The following is a 15,873-nucleotide window of genomic DNA, read 5'->3' as shown; positions in this document are numbered from 1 at the left end:
TTTGCGGGCTCTGTTTTATTTATTGAGTTCTTTATAGGCAATCACTTTGAGTGCTAAAACTTCTTCATCTGTTAGTTTTTCAGTCATCTTATTTATAAGTTCAAGCAATTGATTTTCTGACAGTCCATTTTGAGCTTGCGACTGTAAATTTTGTAATTCGCTTAGACCTATTTTCTTAATTAAAACACGGGTTGCTTGCTCTTTTGTTGTAAAAGGGAGTTGGCTTTCGTCAATGTTTGCACCTTCTTCAACAAGTTTGTTGAGTTCAGGGTTCTGATTCAGCTCCTTTTTCAGGGTATCAATTTGGCCACTGTTTTCCAATTCACTGGATACAACACCCATTATCTTTTCAGAAGCAATATTCGTTCCAAAATAATATAGACCATAACCAAGTCCACCGACAACGATTGCTAATGCAATAAGAAATTTTAAAAACTTCATATACTTCCTCCTACCGTACTTCTTATTAATATACTACAGAAAATAGTTTGTGCACAATCAGGGACATTAAATAAGAAGTTATGCGATTTTTTAAACAAGGTCATCATGGACAATGGAAATATTGTAACCGGTGCATCTCTTTTATGAACAATTCCTGTGAATAGGAAGCCGAAAAACGATATACTTAGTATAATGATTTTTAAATATTTTATTCATATAATCTATTCGAAAAATAATTGGGTCCTGGTCAACGGGCTCCCGATTTTAAGGAGAGATTTTTTTGAAAGTAATTATCATTCCAGACTCTTTTAAAGGAAGTTTAACAGCATCTCAAGCGGCAAAGGCTATGGCCGAAGGGCTTTGTGAATATGATCCCTCCATCACCACGGTTTTATTATCAGGAGCGGACGGCGGTGAGGGAACGATGAAAAGTTTGGTTGAAGCAACAGATGGACATACAAAGTCTGTATTAGTGCTAGATCCACTGGGGCGAAAAAGAGAAGCGGAATATGGGGTTCTTGGTGACGGGGAAACATGTGTGATTGAACTTGCCGAGGCATCGGGCTTATTGTTATTAAGTGAAACTGAAAGAAATCCATTAATGACTACATCCTTTGGAACGGGCGAACTGATTCTTGATGCCCTTGACGCGGGTTTTCGGAAATTCATAATCGGTCTCGGTGGAAGTGCGACAAATGATGGTGGAATGGGAATGTTACGTGCGCTTGGTATGAAGTTCAGGAACAAAGAAGGGTTTGAAATCCCTGGGGGCGGCGGTGCACTTTCGGAGTTAATGGAAATAGACAGTACTGAATTTGATAAACGAATTTTAACGAGTGAATTCATCATCGCCTGTGATGTGGAAAATCCTTTTGTGGGTCCAGACGGAGCTTCAGCGGTTTTCGGACCTCAAAAAGGGGCAACACCAGAAATGGTGGAAACACTGGATGGTAACCTAAGGAAGTTTGCGAATCTTGTAAAGGACTGTACTGGAATTTCGCTTCATAATAAAAAAGGTGCAGGAGCTGCAGGGGGAGCGGGTGGCGCGTTTCAGGCTTTCTTTCAAGGACAAATGAAACAGGGAATAGAAGTTGTTTTGGATGCAATCTCATTTGAAAAACATATCCAAAATGCGGATTTAATACTAACGGGTGAAGGAAAGACAGATATTCAAACCTTATCAGGGAAAACACCTTTTGGTATTGCTAAAGTTGCCAAGGAAAAGGAGATACCCGTAATTCTAATTTCGGGAACTCTAGAAAAGAGTTGCAAAAAAGACTTATCACATATTTTTACCGAGCTCCATTCAATAACGGATGAACAAATTTCAAGCGAGGAGTCAATGAATGATGCTTACCGTCTTTTGCGAATGAAAACATGGTACGTCATGGAAGAATATTTCAAAGGTAAATGAACGGACTGTAGAGAGCTTTTTAGTATTGTTGAACTCTAAATGGAGTCGCAATCGTATGTAGAAAGCTAACTAAATGCTGGTTCATTCTACTTCAAGTTAGTTGATTTGTCGTTACATTAAATGTGAAACCTTATATAGAATTGTTTTTCTGCTAAGATAAGATGTATGTGTACGTTGTATTTACGAAAGGATGAATGTTTCGTGGCTTGGCTTTATGTTTTATTTGCTGCAATTGTCGAAGTCTTTTGGGTTATTGGATTACGCTATTCCGATTCCGTGTTGGAATGGACTGGAACGATTATAATGATTATATTTAGTTTCTTTTTGATTATAAAAGCATGTGAGAAAATTCCAGCGGGTACTGTATACGCAGTGTTTACCGGTTCAGGAGCTGCGGCTATTGTTTTTATAGACTTCCTAGTGTTTAATGCGGACTTTTCATATACTAAAGTGTTCTTCATTGGGGTAATTATTGTAGGTGTCATCGGAATTAAAATGACGACAGACGATAAACAAACGACCTCTGTTTATGAAGGAGGAGAATAATATGGCGTGGATCTATCTGGTTATTGCAAGTCTAGGGGAAATATTTGGCGTTATGAGTATTAATTTGTTTTTACAAAAAAAATCTCCAATTAGACTGTTTATGATTGTTGGAACATTTGGTTTTGGTTTCCTGTTTTTAGCTCTTGCAATGAAGGAAATACCGATGGGTACAGCCTATGCGATTTGGACAGGGCTTGGTGCTGCGGGAGCTGTATTAATGGGGATATTGTTTTTTAAAGAATCGGCGGGTTGGAAACGGCTTTCATTCCTAGCTTTAATCATTGCGGGAGCTGTTGGATTGAAAGTGTTCGGATAACGATTCAAATTTGGAGGTGTACGAAATGGAAGGTGAAGTAATTTACTGGTCGATCTTCAGCGACAAAAAGTGGAGTATGTATATTGCAGCAACGAAAGACGGACTTTCTTATATAGGTACGCCAAATGCAGAATTCGAAGAGCTTGAAAAATGGGCGAAGAAACGATTGCCCAAATACACATTAGTAGAAGATGCATCAAAATTATCCCCATATACATCGGAGTTAATAGAGTACTTGAATGGGGATTGTATAGAATTCACATTGAAGATGGATTTGCACGGTACCCCTTTTCAACAATCCGTATGGAAAGCATTGCAAGAAATACCGTATGGCCAAACAGTATCCTATACAGACATTGCAAACCGCATTGGAAAACCGAAATCCGTACGTGCAGTTGGAACGGCAATTGGAGCAAATCCGGTATTAATGTCCGTTCCCTGTCATCGTGTCATCGCAAAAAGTGGTGCCTTAACAGGCTTTCGCGCAGGTTTAAATATGAAAGAACAGTTGCTGGAATTAGAGAAGGTAAACTCCTCTCGTTAATCTTCTAATTGTTTAATTCGCATAGGATCCAATCCTTTGGCTAAGCGGAAAACAATTAATCCGATAAAAACGGAACTAATTGCAAGCATAATTAAATTCGGAACAGCATTATCGATAATATCAGTTTTGTCGATAATATGAATCCAATCTGGCCAAGTTGGTGTGATGAAGCTAAGGACGACAGCGATTGCGTTATTGATCATATGAACCAAAATAGGAATGAGCAAGTTTCCGGTTTTAAGAAAGAGCAAGGAAGTAATAACGCCAAAGAAAAAAGCACCAATCATATCTGCATGCAAAACTCCAAAAAGAATACTGGAAATTAGGATGCCTCCGGTAATGGATGTCTTCTTAATTAACCTATGCAAAATAACGCCACGGAATATGAACTCTTCAATTATAGGTGCAAGAATTACGATTACAATGATTTCGATACCTAGAAATATAGGGCTCGAAGGAAGGGGATCCGTAGTTAGAATTAAGTCTACGATCGCTGGGAAAACCGAATTTAACGAAAACATAAAAAGCCAAAACGTACTTAAAGAAAATACTATACAAACAATAACGATTCCGAAAATCGTAGGAATCCATCTGGCTATACCTTTTGTGTAAACTACTTTGCGAACAGGAACATGTTGTTGTTTAAGTTGGTAGTTGAAATAAAAAATAAACGAAATATAAAACAATAGACCTGGGATTGTAATTGAAAAGTCTACACTTACTGGTAAAATGAAAAACACAATTCCAAAAAGAACAGATATAAGCGAAATACCGATTAAATGACGAATTCTCATTTCCGAAAACATATGAACAACTCCTATCTATCTTGCTTACTATTACGAAGAGCGATGGGAAAGGTTTCAAAATGTTCACAATCATAAAGGGGTTATACATAAATGAAATTAATATCGTGGAATGTAAACGGTTTAAGAGCGTGTGTGCGTAAAGGTTTTCTTGAATATTTTGAACAAATGGATGCGGATATCTTTTGTTTACAAGAAATAAAATTACAAGCTGGGCAAATCGATTTAGAGTTAGAAGGCTACTACCAATATTGGAATTATGCTTTGAAAAAAGGATATTCGGGTACAGCTGTAATTACTAAAGAAAAACCGTTGTCGGTTAAATACGGTGTAGGTGATTTAGAAGTTGAGCCAGAAGGTAGAATCATTACGCTCGAATTCGAAGACTTTTACTTAGTAAATGTCTACACACCGAACTCGCAGCGCGACTTAGCTAGACTTCCCTATCGTTTGGAATGGGAAGAAGATTTGCTAGTGCATTTAAAACGTTTGGATGAAATGAAGCCCGTTGTTTATTGTGGAGATTTGAATGTGGCACATGCTGAAATTGACCTTCGAAACGCCAAGCCGAATATGGGGAACTCTGGTTTTACAATAGAAGAACGAGGCAAGATGACAACTCTTTTGAATGAAGGATTTACCGATACATTTCGGTACTTTTATCCCGAGCTAGAGGGCGCCTATTCTTGGTGGTCTTATATGAGCAAAGTCCGGGAACGAAATATTGGGTGGAGAATTGATTACTTTATTACATCTAAAAGAATGGAACCCTTATTAAAGAATGCCGCAATACATGCGGATATACTTGGCAGTGATCATTGCCCAATCGTGTTGGAATTGAATGAAGGGTTTTAAGTAAAACTTGTTGCATTTCGTCGAAAAATGGCTGAATGGTGTATACTATAGATAACTAATTGAGTGGAAGAAGGAGAATAACATGAGTACGAAGTTCGCAGATGACAGCTTAGCATTACATACGGATCTCTATCAAATAAACATGGCAGAATCTTATTGGGCAGACGGTATCCAAAATCGGAAAGCGGTATTTGAATTGTTTTTCAGAAGGTTACCCTTCGGTAATGGTTATGCAATATTTGCTGGATTAGAACGTGTTCTTGATTATTTGAAAGATTTTCATTTTAGCGAATCTGATTTGGAGTATTTGAGAGAAGAACTTGGGTATAAGGAAGACTTTCTTTCATATATAAAGGATTTGCGTTTTACAGGAGATGTCTATTCTATGAAAGAAGGCGAACTTGTATTTGCAAATGAACCCATTCTAAGGATTGAAGCTCCGCTAATAGAGGCGCAACTCATTGAATCTGCATTGCTTAATATTGTTAACTATCAGACTTTAATTGCAACGAAGGCAAGTCGTATCAAACAAGTTGTTAAGGATGAAATCGTTATGGAATTCGGAACACGTCGAGCACACGAAATGGATGCGGCAGTTTGGGGAGCGCGTGCGACAATTATTGGCGGAGTAGAAGCGACGAGTAATGTTCGTGCAGGTAAACGTTTCGGAATACCTGTAGCCGGAACTCATGCTCATTCAATGATCCAAGCGTATAAAAGTGAATATGAAGCATTCCATTCTTATGCGAAACGTCATAAAGACTGTGTGTTTCTTGTGGATACATATAATACGCTTAAAATTGGTATTCCAACTGCTATTAAAGTAGCGAAGGAACTTGGCGACAAGATTAACTTTAACGGGATTCGTCTCGATAGTGGAGATATTGCATTTCTTTCGAAAGAAGCACGTCGAATGCTAGACGAAGCGGGTTTCACAGATGCAAAGGTTGTTGTTTCAAATGATTTGGATGAGTACACAATTTTAAACTTAAAATCACAAGGCGCAAAAGTAGATATATGGGGAATCGGTACAAAACTGATAACCGCATACGATCAGCCTGCCCTTGGTGGAGTGTATAAAATTGTTTCCATTGAAAATGAATCCGGTGAAATGGTGGATACGATTAAAATTTCATCAACAACGGAAAAGGTAACGACACCTGGCCGGAAGAAACTGTATCGCATTATCGATCGTGAAAATGGTAAAGCTGAAGGTGATTATATAACGATGCATGATGAAGACCCTTCCTCTGAAAAGCGACTTAAAATGTTCCATCCCGTTCATACATTCATTTCAAAATTTGTAACGAATTTTGAAGCGAAAGATTTGCATGTAAAAGTAATCGAAGACGGAACAGTCATTTATAAAAATCCGCCACTTCAAGAAATGCGCGAGTATGCAAAAGAGAATTTAAACCTTTTATGGGATGAATATAAACGTTCGCTTAATCCAGAAGAATATCCAGTCGATTTAAGTCAGAAGTGTTGGGAAAACAAAATGAGAAACATCGAAGAAGTGCAAGAAATGGTGGAGGACTTCATAAATAACTAAGGGGGTTTGACATTGATCAAATTACAAGAGAAGGTTATTGCGGAACTTAAAGTGCGTCCTGTTATTCAACCTCAAGAGGAAATTCGCACATCTGTCGATTTTATGAAGGACTATTTAAGAAAACATCCATTTTTAAATGGATTTGTTTTAGGTATTTCCGGAGGTCAAGATTCTACACTCGTCGGTAAACTTGCTCAGCAAGCCATCGACGAGTTAAACATAGAAGTCAACACGGACCGCTATCAGTTTAATGCAGTTAGATTGCCCTATGGTAAGCAATTTGATGAGGATGACTGTCAAGATGCACTTGATTTTATCAACCCATCCAAAATCTTCACAGTTAATATAAAAGAGTCTGTAGACGCTAGTGTTGCGGAACTGTTAAAAGCGGGAGTGCTTTTATCGGATTATGCAAAAGGGAATGAAAAAGCAAGGGAACGTATGAAGGTTCAGTATTCCATTGCTGCGATGAGTAGTTGTGTTGTTCTTGGATCCGATCATGCGGCAGAGGCAGTAACTGGATTTTACACAAAGTTCGGAGATGGTGCAGCTGATTTAATGCCCATTTACCGTTTGAATAAAAGACAAGGTAAGGAAATCTTAAAGGAACTTGGCTGCCCTGAACATCTTTATATGAAAGTTCCCACTGCCGACTTGGAAGAAGATAAACCCGCACTTCCTGATGAAGTTGCACTCGGCGTAAGTTATGAGCAAATAGATGATTATCTCGAGGGTAAGTATGTACCGGAAGCTGCGCAAGAAAGAATTGAAAGCCACTTTTTAAGATCACAACATAAAAGGCATATGCCGATTACGGTATTTGACGAATATTGGAAATGAGTAGTCCCATTAATTGGGGCTCTTTTTTTACATTCAATTCTATGGGTGTTTCTGCTTAAGTTGTAGCTGGGAAGGTTATCCTGTATTATAAAAGTGTGTTTTGTTAATTTTCGGTTAAATTTAATTATGTGTGAATTGGGGGAATTTGAGTGATTCATAAAAAGCTAATTGAACAGGTTTTAAATAATATAGATAAAGTAATGATCGGAAAACGTGACATTGCTGAGCTCAGCATGACGGCGCTTCTTGCTGGTGGACACGTATTACTGGAAGATGTCCCGGGTGTAGGAAAAACGATGATGGTCAAAGCTTTGGCTAAATCAATAGGCGCAAACTTTAAAAGGATTCAATTTACGCCAGATTTATTGCCGTCTGATGTTCTAGGTGTTTCAATTTATAATCCTAAAGAAATGGAGTTTGAATTTAGACCCGGGCCGATAATGGGTAATATCATTCTTGCAGATGAAATCAATAGAACCTCTCCTAAAACGCAATCTGCTCTTCTAGAAGGAATGGAAGAATCCTCAGTTACAATCGATGGAGAAACAATGCTTATTCCACAACCATTCTTTGTTATGGCAACTCAAAATCCAATAGAATATGAAGGAACCTATCCTTTGCCAGAAGCTCAGCTCGATCGGTTTTTATTCAAATTAAAAATGGGCTATCCAACGCATACTGAAGAAATGGAAGTTTTACGCCGAGCGGAAAAGGAAGTTCCAATTGATAATTTAGAACCAGCTATCTCACTAGAGGAGCTCATCGGACTTCAAAAAGCTGTAAAGGATGTCAGAGTCGATGAGACAATAAAATCTTATATTGTAGATTGTACATCAGCAACGAGAACGAATCCTTATGTGTATTTGGGTGTAAGTCCCAGGGGTTCGCTTGCGCTTATGAGATCCTGTCAAGCATACGCAATGTTGAAGGGTAGGAGTTTTGTTAAGCCGGATGATGTTCAATACTTGGCACCGTTTGTATTTGGTCATCGAATGATCTTGAAACCGGAAGCTAAGTACGAAGGAATTTCTACAGAAGAAATCATTGACCGTATCATGACGAAGGTGCGTGTACCCGTAGACAAGGTATTAAATTAAATGAAAAATGCACTCGGTATTTTGGTTGCTCTCAGTCGGTTCTTATTTCTAATCATTATTTTAGTCTCTGCATTTTTGTATGCAATGTTCCAAGGAGGAAAAGTAAGTTGGACGGTGTTTTATATGATCTTACCTTTCATCCTTTATTCGGGTGCATTGTTTTTCTATCCTTTATCCAGCATTGCTGCGGAGAGGATTATTCGTACACCCATTGTTAAATACGGTGGACGACTCGCTGTTTCAATATCAATAAATAGAAGGTTTCGTTTCCCTTTACTCTATATGGTAGCAACGGATAAATTCGCAGATCCAGGTACTGCGGAACTTACAGACGGAAAACAGAAGCATCTTTTTATCTTTGGTATGAAAAACAAAGTCGAATGGGATTATGAAATTGAACAGATGCCTCGCGGTGAGCATATTTTGGAAGGCGTCGAAATAGAACTGTCCGACTTTTTTGGATGGATTCGTAAAAAGCATTTCATTCCTCTGAAGCAAATCGTTCTCGTTTATCCTAAGATTTCTGATGTTAACTATATTCCCATGGATACACAATACGATCGTGGGACCATGGCTTCTCCATTAAATCTTGTGAAAGATACAACAATGGCAACTGGAATACGAGATTACCAGTCTGGGGACCGTGTATCGTGGATCCATTGGAAGTCTTTTGCGCGCACTCAAACGTTGATGACTAAAGAGTTTGAAGACCGAAGATCACAAGAATTGATTGTCGTACTCGATAGTAGGCCTTCCGAAGTTTTCGAAGAACAAGTTGAACTTGCAGCTTCAATCGTAATGGAAGCATCTGCTCATCAAGCGGGACTGGGTTTTGTAACGACAGGTAATGAACGCCTGTTAACTCCATTTATTCAATCGGATGGACAATTGCAACACGCACTTATTCATTTGGCAAAATTGAAACCATCTGGAGATTCAACTACAGGCATGTCTTCTCATCAGGCAAGTGAGCTTAAGCATGGGGGAAGTATTATCTTGATAACTGCGAATCCCAATTGGGCATTCATCCAATCAATTTTGGAAAATGCCGGAAATGTACGTTCTTTTACTTGTTTAACAGTTTTGAAGGAAAACGGTGAAAAAAATGGACATTTACTAGAGGATATTCGAATTGCGAAGCTACATGGGGTAACGGTAAGAACATTAACTCAAAAACAATTTCCAGAAGCATTTAAAGAGGTGACTCATTTATGAAAGGCATCCGAACATCTAAATGGTTGCTTGGAATCTTATATATACTTGCATTTATTCTTTTAAGAGAATGGCTCTTACCGGTTATGGAGCTTAGTAATACTAATCATTTATCGCTTTTTCTGCTTTTCATTTTACTCTCTTTTGTTTTTTCGCTAGCAAAGGTAAGTTGGTGGATATCTGCTCCTATTAAAGTCTTATATGTGTTTGGAGCTATTCATTACATCTATTTAGGCAAGGTGTTCCTGTCAAAAGATTCTATTCAAGTTTTATTTGCAAATATGAGTTCGAATATTCCTGTACTCATCAATGGGAACTGGGAAAGTATCACAGACCCGTTTCGAACAGTTCTGTTTTTTATATTGCTATGGATGACTACTTATTTAATTCGTTACTGGATTGAAGTTAGGAAAAACATCTTCCTATTTTACGCACTAACTGTTCTCTATATTGCGTTTATAGATACATTTAGTATGTATTCGGCAGACGGTGTTATTTTCAGAATTATGATAACGGGACTGTTATTACTTGGGTTGCTCTACATTTCGAAACTTGCTGAAAGGCATAATACTGCGATTTCAGCAGGAACGTTTGCGATCATTGCAGTGCCTCTATTATTTGTAGTCGTAGGGAGTGGAGCTGTTGCAAATCTTCTACCAGTCAAAGGCCCGATTTGGGCAGATCCTGTTCCTTTTTTAAAAGCTGCTGTTGATAGTAGTGAAGAAAGAAGCAGTGGTTCGGGTAGTGGTATTGCAAAGAGTGGATATGGTCTGGATGATTCAGTCCTAGGTGGAGATTTTACAAAAGACAATACACTTGTTTTTGAAGCGGAAGTTGAGCGGAAACAATATTGGAAAATCGAAACTAAGAATACGTATACTTCTAAAGGATGGGAACAGCGAACAACCAATGAAACACAAGAGGTTTTCTTTCCGGGTATGGAAATGATACCGCCGAATCAGGGTTCTGAGGATGAGGTGTCTATTGCGGAATTGGAGATGTCCGAGAAGTATCCGTTTTTAATTTATCCGTATGGAATGACAATGGCCTTTGCAAGCGATGATGTTTTATTCGTCCGTTTAAATGATACGGGTCAGTACCGTACAAAAATTGGGGAAAGCGAAAGTTCCCTTGACTCTTATGGCATGCAATTTGTAGAGCATGATTTTAGCTTGAAGGAATTACGGGATACCAGGATGGATTCGATAGTAGCAAGTGAATTTACCGAATTCCTACAATTACCTGATGAGCTTCCCGAGAGAGTTAGAGATCTTGCCGAAACAATAACTAAGGAGAACGAAAGCGTTTATGATAAGACAAAATCAATTGAAAGATATTTTTCGAAAAATGGATTTGTTTACAATCAAAGCGATATCGCAACACCCACAGAGGACGAAGATTATGTGGACCAATTTCTTTTTGATACGAAAAGAGGGTATTGCGACAATTTTTCTACTTCAATGGTCGTTATGTTGCGTTCAGTTGGAATTCCTGCCCGATGGGTGAAAGGATTTGCACCAGGTGAAACCGGCAGAAACGCTGATGGGGACCGAGTGTATCAAATTACAAATAATGAGGCTCACTCTTGGGTAGAAGCTTATATGCCGGATATCGGTTGGATGCCATTCGAGCCGACAATCGGATTTGGAGGACCTGCAACAATTGATTACGATATTGAGTTAGATTTAAGTGATCCGGAAATTCCAGAAAAGAAAGAACAAGAAAAACCGAAAAAAAAGGAAATAGAAAAAGTGAAAGACTCTAAGAAAAATTTCTCAGTTGTAGACATATTTGGTGATGTAGGTAAGTGGTTTAAGGCGAATGCGCTCGTACTTCTAATTGTCACAGCTGTGGTCTTGTTCATTGGATGGAAAGTATATGCTGCAAGAAGGAAATGGCTGCCAAAGCTTCTGGTTCCGGCATATCGATCCGGCAAACAAGATTGGGAAAATTATTCCAAACGATACATGAGTCTTTTAAAGCAGTTAGATCGTTTTGGAATGAAACGGAAGAATAACGAAACCTTAACTGCATACGCGGATAAAGTAGATGCCTATTTTGGAGGCAACTTAATGAAGCAATTAACGAATACGTATGAAGAGGGATTATACGGCGACGACACTTTGGATCATGACTGGTTGCATTTGAAGGAAATTTGGGAAGATTTAATCAATAGGACTTCAGGTTGATTTTTATTGTTTTTAGAAGTAAAATGAAAACAAGAATAACCTAGTATATCCTCATTGTGAAATCTACAATGTCACTAGAAATTACTTTTATGATGAAGGTGAATTCAGTTCGTTATAGGGTTGACTTCACCATTAAGTAGATAGAGTGGCGCGCAGAGAGTTGGCCTTTCTGACGCGTTTTTCTCTTTTCGAATGGTACTAGAATAAAATTGGAAGAGGTGGATTCATTGTCAACAGTTCCTTTGTTGGTCGAACAAGAAAAGATTGTAGTACTTGATTTTGGTAGTCCGTATAATACGCAATTGACACGGACGATTCGTGAATTCGGTGTGTATAGTGAATTACACCAGCATACAACAACTGCTGAAGAGATTAAGAAAATGAATGCTGTCGGAATTATTTTATCGGGCGGTCCATTTTCGGTTGGAGACGAAGGTGCTTACAGTATAGACCCTGAAATTTTCACATCAGGTATTCCTATTCTTGGTATTTGTTACGGAATGCACTTGGCTGTAAATCATTTTGGTGGTCAGTTGGAAAAGGTTTCTAAACGTGCGTATGAAATTGAAAAGATTTCTTTAAATACTTCTTCCAAATTATTCGAAGGTCAGTCTGAATCGCAAGAAGTACTCTTGAGTCTGGGTGATAAAGTAACGGCGCTTCCAGAAGGTTTTTCATCGTACGCGAGTAGTGAAGCATCTGAAATCGCTGCAATTGGCGATGATGACCGGAAAATATACGGAATTCAATTCCAACCAGAAGTTCAGCAATCAGAGCACGGCAGAGACTTCCTTGAAAAATTCATTTTCAACATATGTAAAGCGGAAAATAATTGGACAATGTCTGGCTTTGTAGCTCTTGAAATAGATAGAATTCGTGCAACAGTTGGCGATCGTAAAGTTTTATGTGCACTTAGTGGCGGCGTGGACTCTTCAGTCGTGGCGGCATTAATTCACCGCGCAATCGGCGACCAACTCACTTGTATATTTGTAGACCACGGTCTCCTTCGTAAAGGCGAAGCGGACGGAGTCGTTGAAACGTTTAGCAACAAGTTCCATATGAACTTCATTAAAGTAGATGCAAGCGAACGCTTCCTAAGCAAACTTGCAGGTGTTTCAGAGCCTGAGCAAAAACGGAAAATTATAGGCAACGAGTTTATAGCAGTTTTTGATGATGAATCAAAAAAACTTGAAGGCATTGATTTCCTAGCACAAGGTACGATTTACGCTGACATTATTGAAAGTGGAACGGTTACTTCGCAGACCATTAAATCTCATCATAATGTGGGTGGTCTTCCAGAAGACCTTGAGTTCGAATTAATCGAACCTCTAGCAGCATTATTTAAAGATGAAGTACGAGCGGTCGGTGCGGAACTTGGTCTTCCAGAAGAAATTGTAAGACGTCAGCCGTTTCCTGGACCGGGTCTTGGGATTCGCGTATTAGGGGAAATAACAGAAGAGAAACTGGAGATTGTTCGTGAATCCGATTGGGTTTTACGCGATGAAATTAAAAAAGCAGGATTAGAAAGTTCAATTTGGCAGTACTTTACCGTGCTTCCTGATATTCGAAGTGTTGGAGTCACAGATGGTAAACGTACGTATGACTATGCAATAGGTGTTCGTGCAGTGAATTCAGTTGACGGTATGACTTCAGATTGGGCGAAAATCCCTTGGGAAGTTCTACAAAAAATTAGTTCTCGAATAACGACCGAAGTACCGCAAATTAACCGGGTACTCTATGACATAACGAGCAAGCCACCTTCAACAATCGAGTGGGAGTAATTACTAATTCCGTTAAGCTCTATGACAATTGAATAAATCGTATAAGTCTACGGATATGGCGTAGAAGTCTCTACCGGAACACCTTAAATGTTCCGACTACGAAAGAAGGATGAATTTTAATTCTTCTTTAATTTAGAATAGAAGGGATATCCCTTCTATTTGGATTTGTAGTTGGGAAGCATACGATGAAGTGTCGTATGTTTTTTTAGTGCTTAAAATTCGAATTAAAGGAAGGTAATTATGAAAAAGTATTTTGAGTTTGAGAAGCTAGGTACAAGCTATAGGCAAGAAATTATCGGAGGACTTACGACATTCCTTGCAATGGCGTATATTCTAGTCGTGAATCCACTTATGCTGTCACTCGATTCCGTCGCTGATTTACCGGAAGCAATGCGTATGGATAAAGGAGCGGTCTTCGTTGCAACCGCATTAGCAGCTGCAGTTGGTTCACTAGTAATGGGTATTATTGCAAGATATCCGATAGGGCTTGCGCCAGGTATGGGGTTGAATGCATTTTTTGCGTACACAGTTGTCCTTACTTATGGTATCCCTTGGCAGACCGCTTTAACAGGTGTGCTATTTTCAGGACTTATATTCATTATCTTATCTCTTACCGGAATACGAGAAATTATTATCAATGCAATCCCTGCACAGCTTAAATATGCAGTCGGAGCAGGTATTGGTCTCTTTATAACATTTCTAGGGTTTCAAAATGCAGGAATTATCGTGGCGGATCCTGCTACACTCGTAACACTCGGAGACTTATCGCAAGGGCCAACACTACTTGCCATTTTCGGGCTCGTCCTAACCGTTATAATGATGGTTCGTAAAGTAAAAGGAGCAATCTTTTATGGAATGATTGCAACAACGATTGTTGGTATGTTTGCGGGTCTGATTAATATACCCGGACAAGTCATTGGTAAAATTCCGAGTGTAGCACCAACATTTGGTGTTGCTTTCGAACCGATATTCAATGATCCAGCATCTTTATTTACAGTTCCGTTTCTCATAGTTGTTATTACATTTCTATTCGTTGACTTCTTTGATACAGCGGGTACTTTGGTCGCCGTTGCAAATCAGGCTGGTTTAATGAAGGATAACAAATTACCACGTGCTGGTAAGGCTCTTCTTTCAGATTCAATAGCAACAGTAACTGGCGCTGTTTTCGGAACTTCGACAACGACTTCATATATTGAGTCGACAGCAGGAGTAGCTGCAGGAGCACGAACAGGGTTTGCTGCGGTAGTTACAGGATTACTTTTCTTATTGGCTTTATTCTTTTCGCCTCTATTAATGGTGATAACTCCGCATGTCACTGCTCCCGCACTCGTAATCGTAGGTGTATTAATGGTTTCTACACTTGGTAATATTGAATGGAAGCAATTTGAAATAGCGGTACCGGCGTTTCTTACAATTATTGCAATGCCGCTGACGTATAGTATCGCTACAGGTATTGCGATGGGCTTCATCTTCTATCCGATTACAATGATCTTAAGTGGTAGAAGAAAAGAAGTTCATCCAATCATGTATGGAATGTGGTTTATTTTCTTAGCGTATTTTATATTTGTCAAAAAGTAATACTTAAAACGACCTTTCTCTTGTAAATTAGGAGAAAGGTCGTTTTTTATAATAAACTGCACGTAAATGATGAAATCATATTAAGGTCAGAGTTTAATAGATTAGGCGTCTTTACATTTGAAATGAAGAGCGAAAAACCTACAGGTAAGAAGTTTGTATTATTACTTGAAATTTTGGAGTAATGAGATATAATAAAGGTTCACTCTGTTTTTAAAGAACTTGTTCAAAAGTGTTGACATTAGAACTAAGACTTGTTATATTTAGTGAGTAGCCAAAACAACTTAACAAATTATGTTTTGCGACAAGATAAGACAATAAGTAAATGAACCTTGAAAACTGAACAGCAAAACGTCGATAGAATTTTTAAACTCAATACACTTCGGTGTAGGGAGTATAAACGTTTCTAAGTAAGCTGATTTCCGTCAGGAGAACAGAAACAACCAGAAGGATTGAAATTCAATCCTTCGACATGACATCATTGAAGAATGTTCGCATTCTTCATTAATGCCAGCATAGAAACTAGAGCTATTCAAGTTTCTGTAATTTCTCTGATGGCTGAGATGTAGTGTAGTGCTAGGAAACGAGCGCACGAAGGAGGTCACGTACTTTTGGGTACGTGACCGACTGAGTAAGCGAAGTTGACAACGCAATGCGCTGCATATCAGACTTCAGATATTATGGAGAGTTTGATCCTGGCTCAGGACG

General features: G+C 38.7%; 14 protein-coding genes and 1 riboswitch. Of the genes, 12 read left to right on the top strand and 2 right to left on the bottom strand.

What is annotated here, in order from left to right:
- Positions 1–15: 15 nt before the first annotated feature.
- Entirely contained in the window at positions 16–441 is a 426-nt protein-coding gene (locus ACFSFY_RS15710) for a hypothetical protein (RefSeq protein ID WP_381539680.1), read from the bottom strand.
- A gap of 280 nt (positions 442–721) precedes the next feature.
- Between ACFSFY_RS15710 and ACFSFY_RS15705 the strand changes: the two genes are divergently transcribed.
- The 4 genes from ACFSFY_RS15705 to ACFSFY_RS15690 all read left to right on the top strand — a co-directional run bounded on the left by ACFSFY_RS15705 (position 722) and on the right by ACFSFY_RS15690 (position 3,261).
- Positions 722–1,855, top strand: coding sequence for a glycerate kinase (locus tag ACFSFY_RS15705; protein WP_381539678.1), 1,134 nt, complete (start codon positions 722–724; stop codon positions 1,853–1,855).
- Between the two features lie 201 nt (positions 1,856–2,056).
- The gene (locus ACFSFY_RS15700) at positions 2,057–2,401 is read left to right on the top strand and encodes a DMT family transporter (RefSeq protein ID WP_381539676.1); all 345 of its coding nucleotides are present in this window, start codon (positions 2,057–2,059) and stop codon (positions 2,399–2,401) included.
- A 1-nt stretch (position 2,402) separates the two neighbouring features.
- A complete protein-coding gene (locus ACFSFY_RS15695; RefSeq protein WP_381539674.1) occupies positions 2,403–2,717 on the top strand; it encodes a DMT family transporter in 315 nt (104 codons plus the stop codon).
- A 25-nt stretch (positions 2,718–2,742) separates the two neighbouring features.
- Complete coding sequence (locus ACFSFY_RS15690) at positions 2,743–3,261, top strand: methylated-DNA--[protein]-cysteine S-methyltransferase (RefSeq protein ID WP_381539672.1); 519 nt, start codon at positions 2,743–2,745, stop codon at positions 3,259–3,261.
- On the opposite strand, the gene ACFSFY_RS15685 is transcribed toward ACFSFY_RS15690, so the two are convergent.
- Positions 3,258–4,067 carry a CPBP family intramembrane glutamic endopeptidase gene (locus ACFSFY_RS15685; RefSeq protein WP_381539670.1) on the bottom strand — a complete coding sequence of 270 codons (810 nt, stop codon included), beginning with the start codon at positions 4,065–4,067 and terminating at the stop codon, positions 3,258–3,260. The two genes, ACFSFY_RS15690 and ACFSFY_RS15685, sit on opposite strands and share 4 nt — an antisense overlap.
- A gap of 90 nt (positions 4,068–4,157) precedes the next feature.
- Between ACFSFY_RS15685 and ACFSFY_RS15680 the strand changes: the two genes are divergently transcribed.
- The 8 genes from ACFSFY_RS15680 to ACFSFY_RS15645 all read left to right on the top strand — a co-directional run bounded on the left by ACFSFY_RS15680 (position 4,158) and on the right by ACFSFY_RS15645 (position 15,168).
- Entirely contained in the window at positions 4,158–4,919 is a 762-nt protein-coding gene (locus ACFSFY_RS15680) for an exodeoxyribonuclease III (RefSeq protein ID WP_381539668.1), read from the top strand.
- 82 nt (positions 4,920–5,001) lie between these two features.
- Positions 5,002–6,471: a nicotinate phosphoribosyltransferase gene (locus ACFSFY_RS15675; RefSeq protein ID WP_381539666.1), complete on the top strand. Its 1,470-nt coding sequence runs from the start codon at positions 5,002–5,004 to the stop codon at positions 6,469–6,471.
- A gap of 12 nt (positions 6,472–6,483) precedes the next feature.
- Positions 6,484–7,311, top strand: a complete 828-nt coding sequence (nadE, locus tag ACFSFY_RS15670) for an ammonia-dependent NAD(+) synthetase (protein WP_381539664.1) — start codon at positions 6,484–6,486, stop codon at positions 7,309–7,311.
- A gap of 152 nt (positions 7,312–7,463) precedes the next feature.
- Positions 7,464–8,408: an AAA family ATPase gene (locus ACFSFY_RS15665; RefSeq protein ID WP_381539918.1), complete on the top strand. Its 945-nt coding sequence runs from the start codon at positions 7,464–7,466 to the stop codon at positions 8,406–8,408.
- On the top strand, positions 8,409–9,623 hold the full coding sequence (locus tag ACFSFY_RS15660) for a DUF58 domain-containing protein (RefSeq protein ID WP_381539662.1): 1,215 nt from the start codon (positions 8,409–8,411) through the stop codon (positions 9,621–9,623).
- Positions 9,620–11,809 (top strand): DUF4129 domain-containing transglutaminase family protein, encoded by a 2,190-nt coding sequence (locus tag ACFSFY_RS15655; protein WP_381539660.1) that lies wholly within the window; start codon positions 9,620–9,622, stop codon positions 11,807–11,809. The genes ACFSFY_RS15660 and ACFSFY_RS15655 overlap by 4 nt, the downstream gene beginning before the upstream one ends.
- Positions 11,810–12,036: 227 nt before the next feature.
- Positions 12,037–13,590 carry a glutamine-hydrolyzing GMP synthase gene (gene guaA / locus ACFSFY_RS15650; RefSeq protein WP_381539659.1) on the top strand — a complete coding sequence of 518 codons (1,554 nt, stop codon included), beginning with the start codon at positions 12,037–12,039 and terminating at the stop codon, positions 13,588–13,590.
- A gap of 17 nt (positions 13,591–13,607) precedes the next feature.
- Positions 13,608–13,709: riboswitch (purine riboswitch) on the top strand.
- A gap of 121 nt (positions 13,710–13,830) precedes the next feature.
- Positions 13,831–15,168, top strand: a complete 1,338-nt coding sequence (locus tag ACFSFY_RS15645) for an NCS2 family permease (protein WP_381539657.1) — start codon at positions 13,831–13,833, stop codon at positions 15,166–15,168.
- Positions 15,169–15,873: the final 705 nt, after the last annotated feature.

Source organism: Sporosarcina siberiensis, assembly GCF_042681925.1.
GTDB classification, from domain to species: Bacteria; Bacillota; Bacilli; order Bacillales_A; family Planococcaceae; genus Sporosarcina; species Sporosarcina siberiensis.
The sequence above is the reverse complement of the archived record's forward strand: the minus strand, read 5'-3'. Positions and strand labels throughout refer to the sequence as shown.

What these genes read in the sequence shown, in the direction of transcription:
- ACFSFY_RS15710 (WP_381539680.1), bottom strand. Translation starts at nt 441, where the DNA reads ATGAAGTTTTTAAAATTTCTTATTGCATTAGCAATCGTTGTCGGTGGA.
- ACFSFY_RS15695 (WP_381539674.1), top strand. Translation starts at nt 2,403, where the DNA reads ATGGCGTGGATCTATCTGGTTATTGCAAGTCTAGGGGAAATATTTGGC.
- ACFSFY_RS15690 (WP_381539672.1), top strand. Translation starts at nt 2,743, where the DNA reads ATGGAAGGTGAAGTAATTTACTGGTCGATCTTCAGCGACAAAAAGTGG.
- ACFSFY_RS15685 (WP_381539670.1), bottom strand. Translation starts at nt 4,067, where the DNA reads ATGTTTTCGGAAATGAGAATTCGTCATTTAATCGGTATTTCGCTTATA.
- ACFSFY_RS15680 (WP_381539668.1), top strand. Translation starts at nt 4,158, where the DNA reads ATGAAATTAATATCGTGGAATGTAAACGGTTTAAGAGCGTGTGTGCGT.
- ACFSFY_RS15675 (WP_381539666.1), top strand. Translation starts at nt 5,002, where the DNA reads ATGAGTACGAAGTTCGCAGATGACAGCTTAGCATTACATACGGATCTC.
- ACFSFY_RS15660 (WP_381539662.1), top strand. Translation starts at nt 8,409, where the DNA reads ATGAAAAATGCACTCGGTATTTTGGTTGCTCTCAGTCGGTTCTTATTT.
- ACFSFY_RS15655 (WP_381539660.1), top strand. Translation starts at nt 9,620, where the DNA reads ATGAAAGGCATCCGAACATCTAAATGGTTGCTTGGAATCTTATATATA.
- ACFSFY_RS15645 (WP_381539657.1), top strand. Translation starts at nt 13,831, where the DNA reads ATGAAAAAGTATTTTGAGTTTGAGAAGCTAGGTACAAGCTATAGGCAA.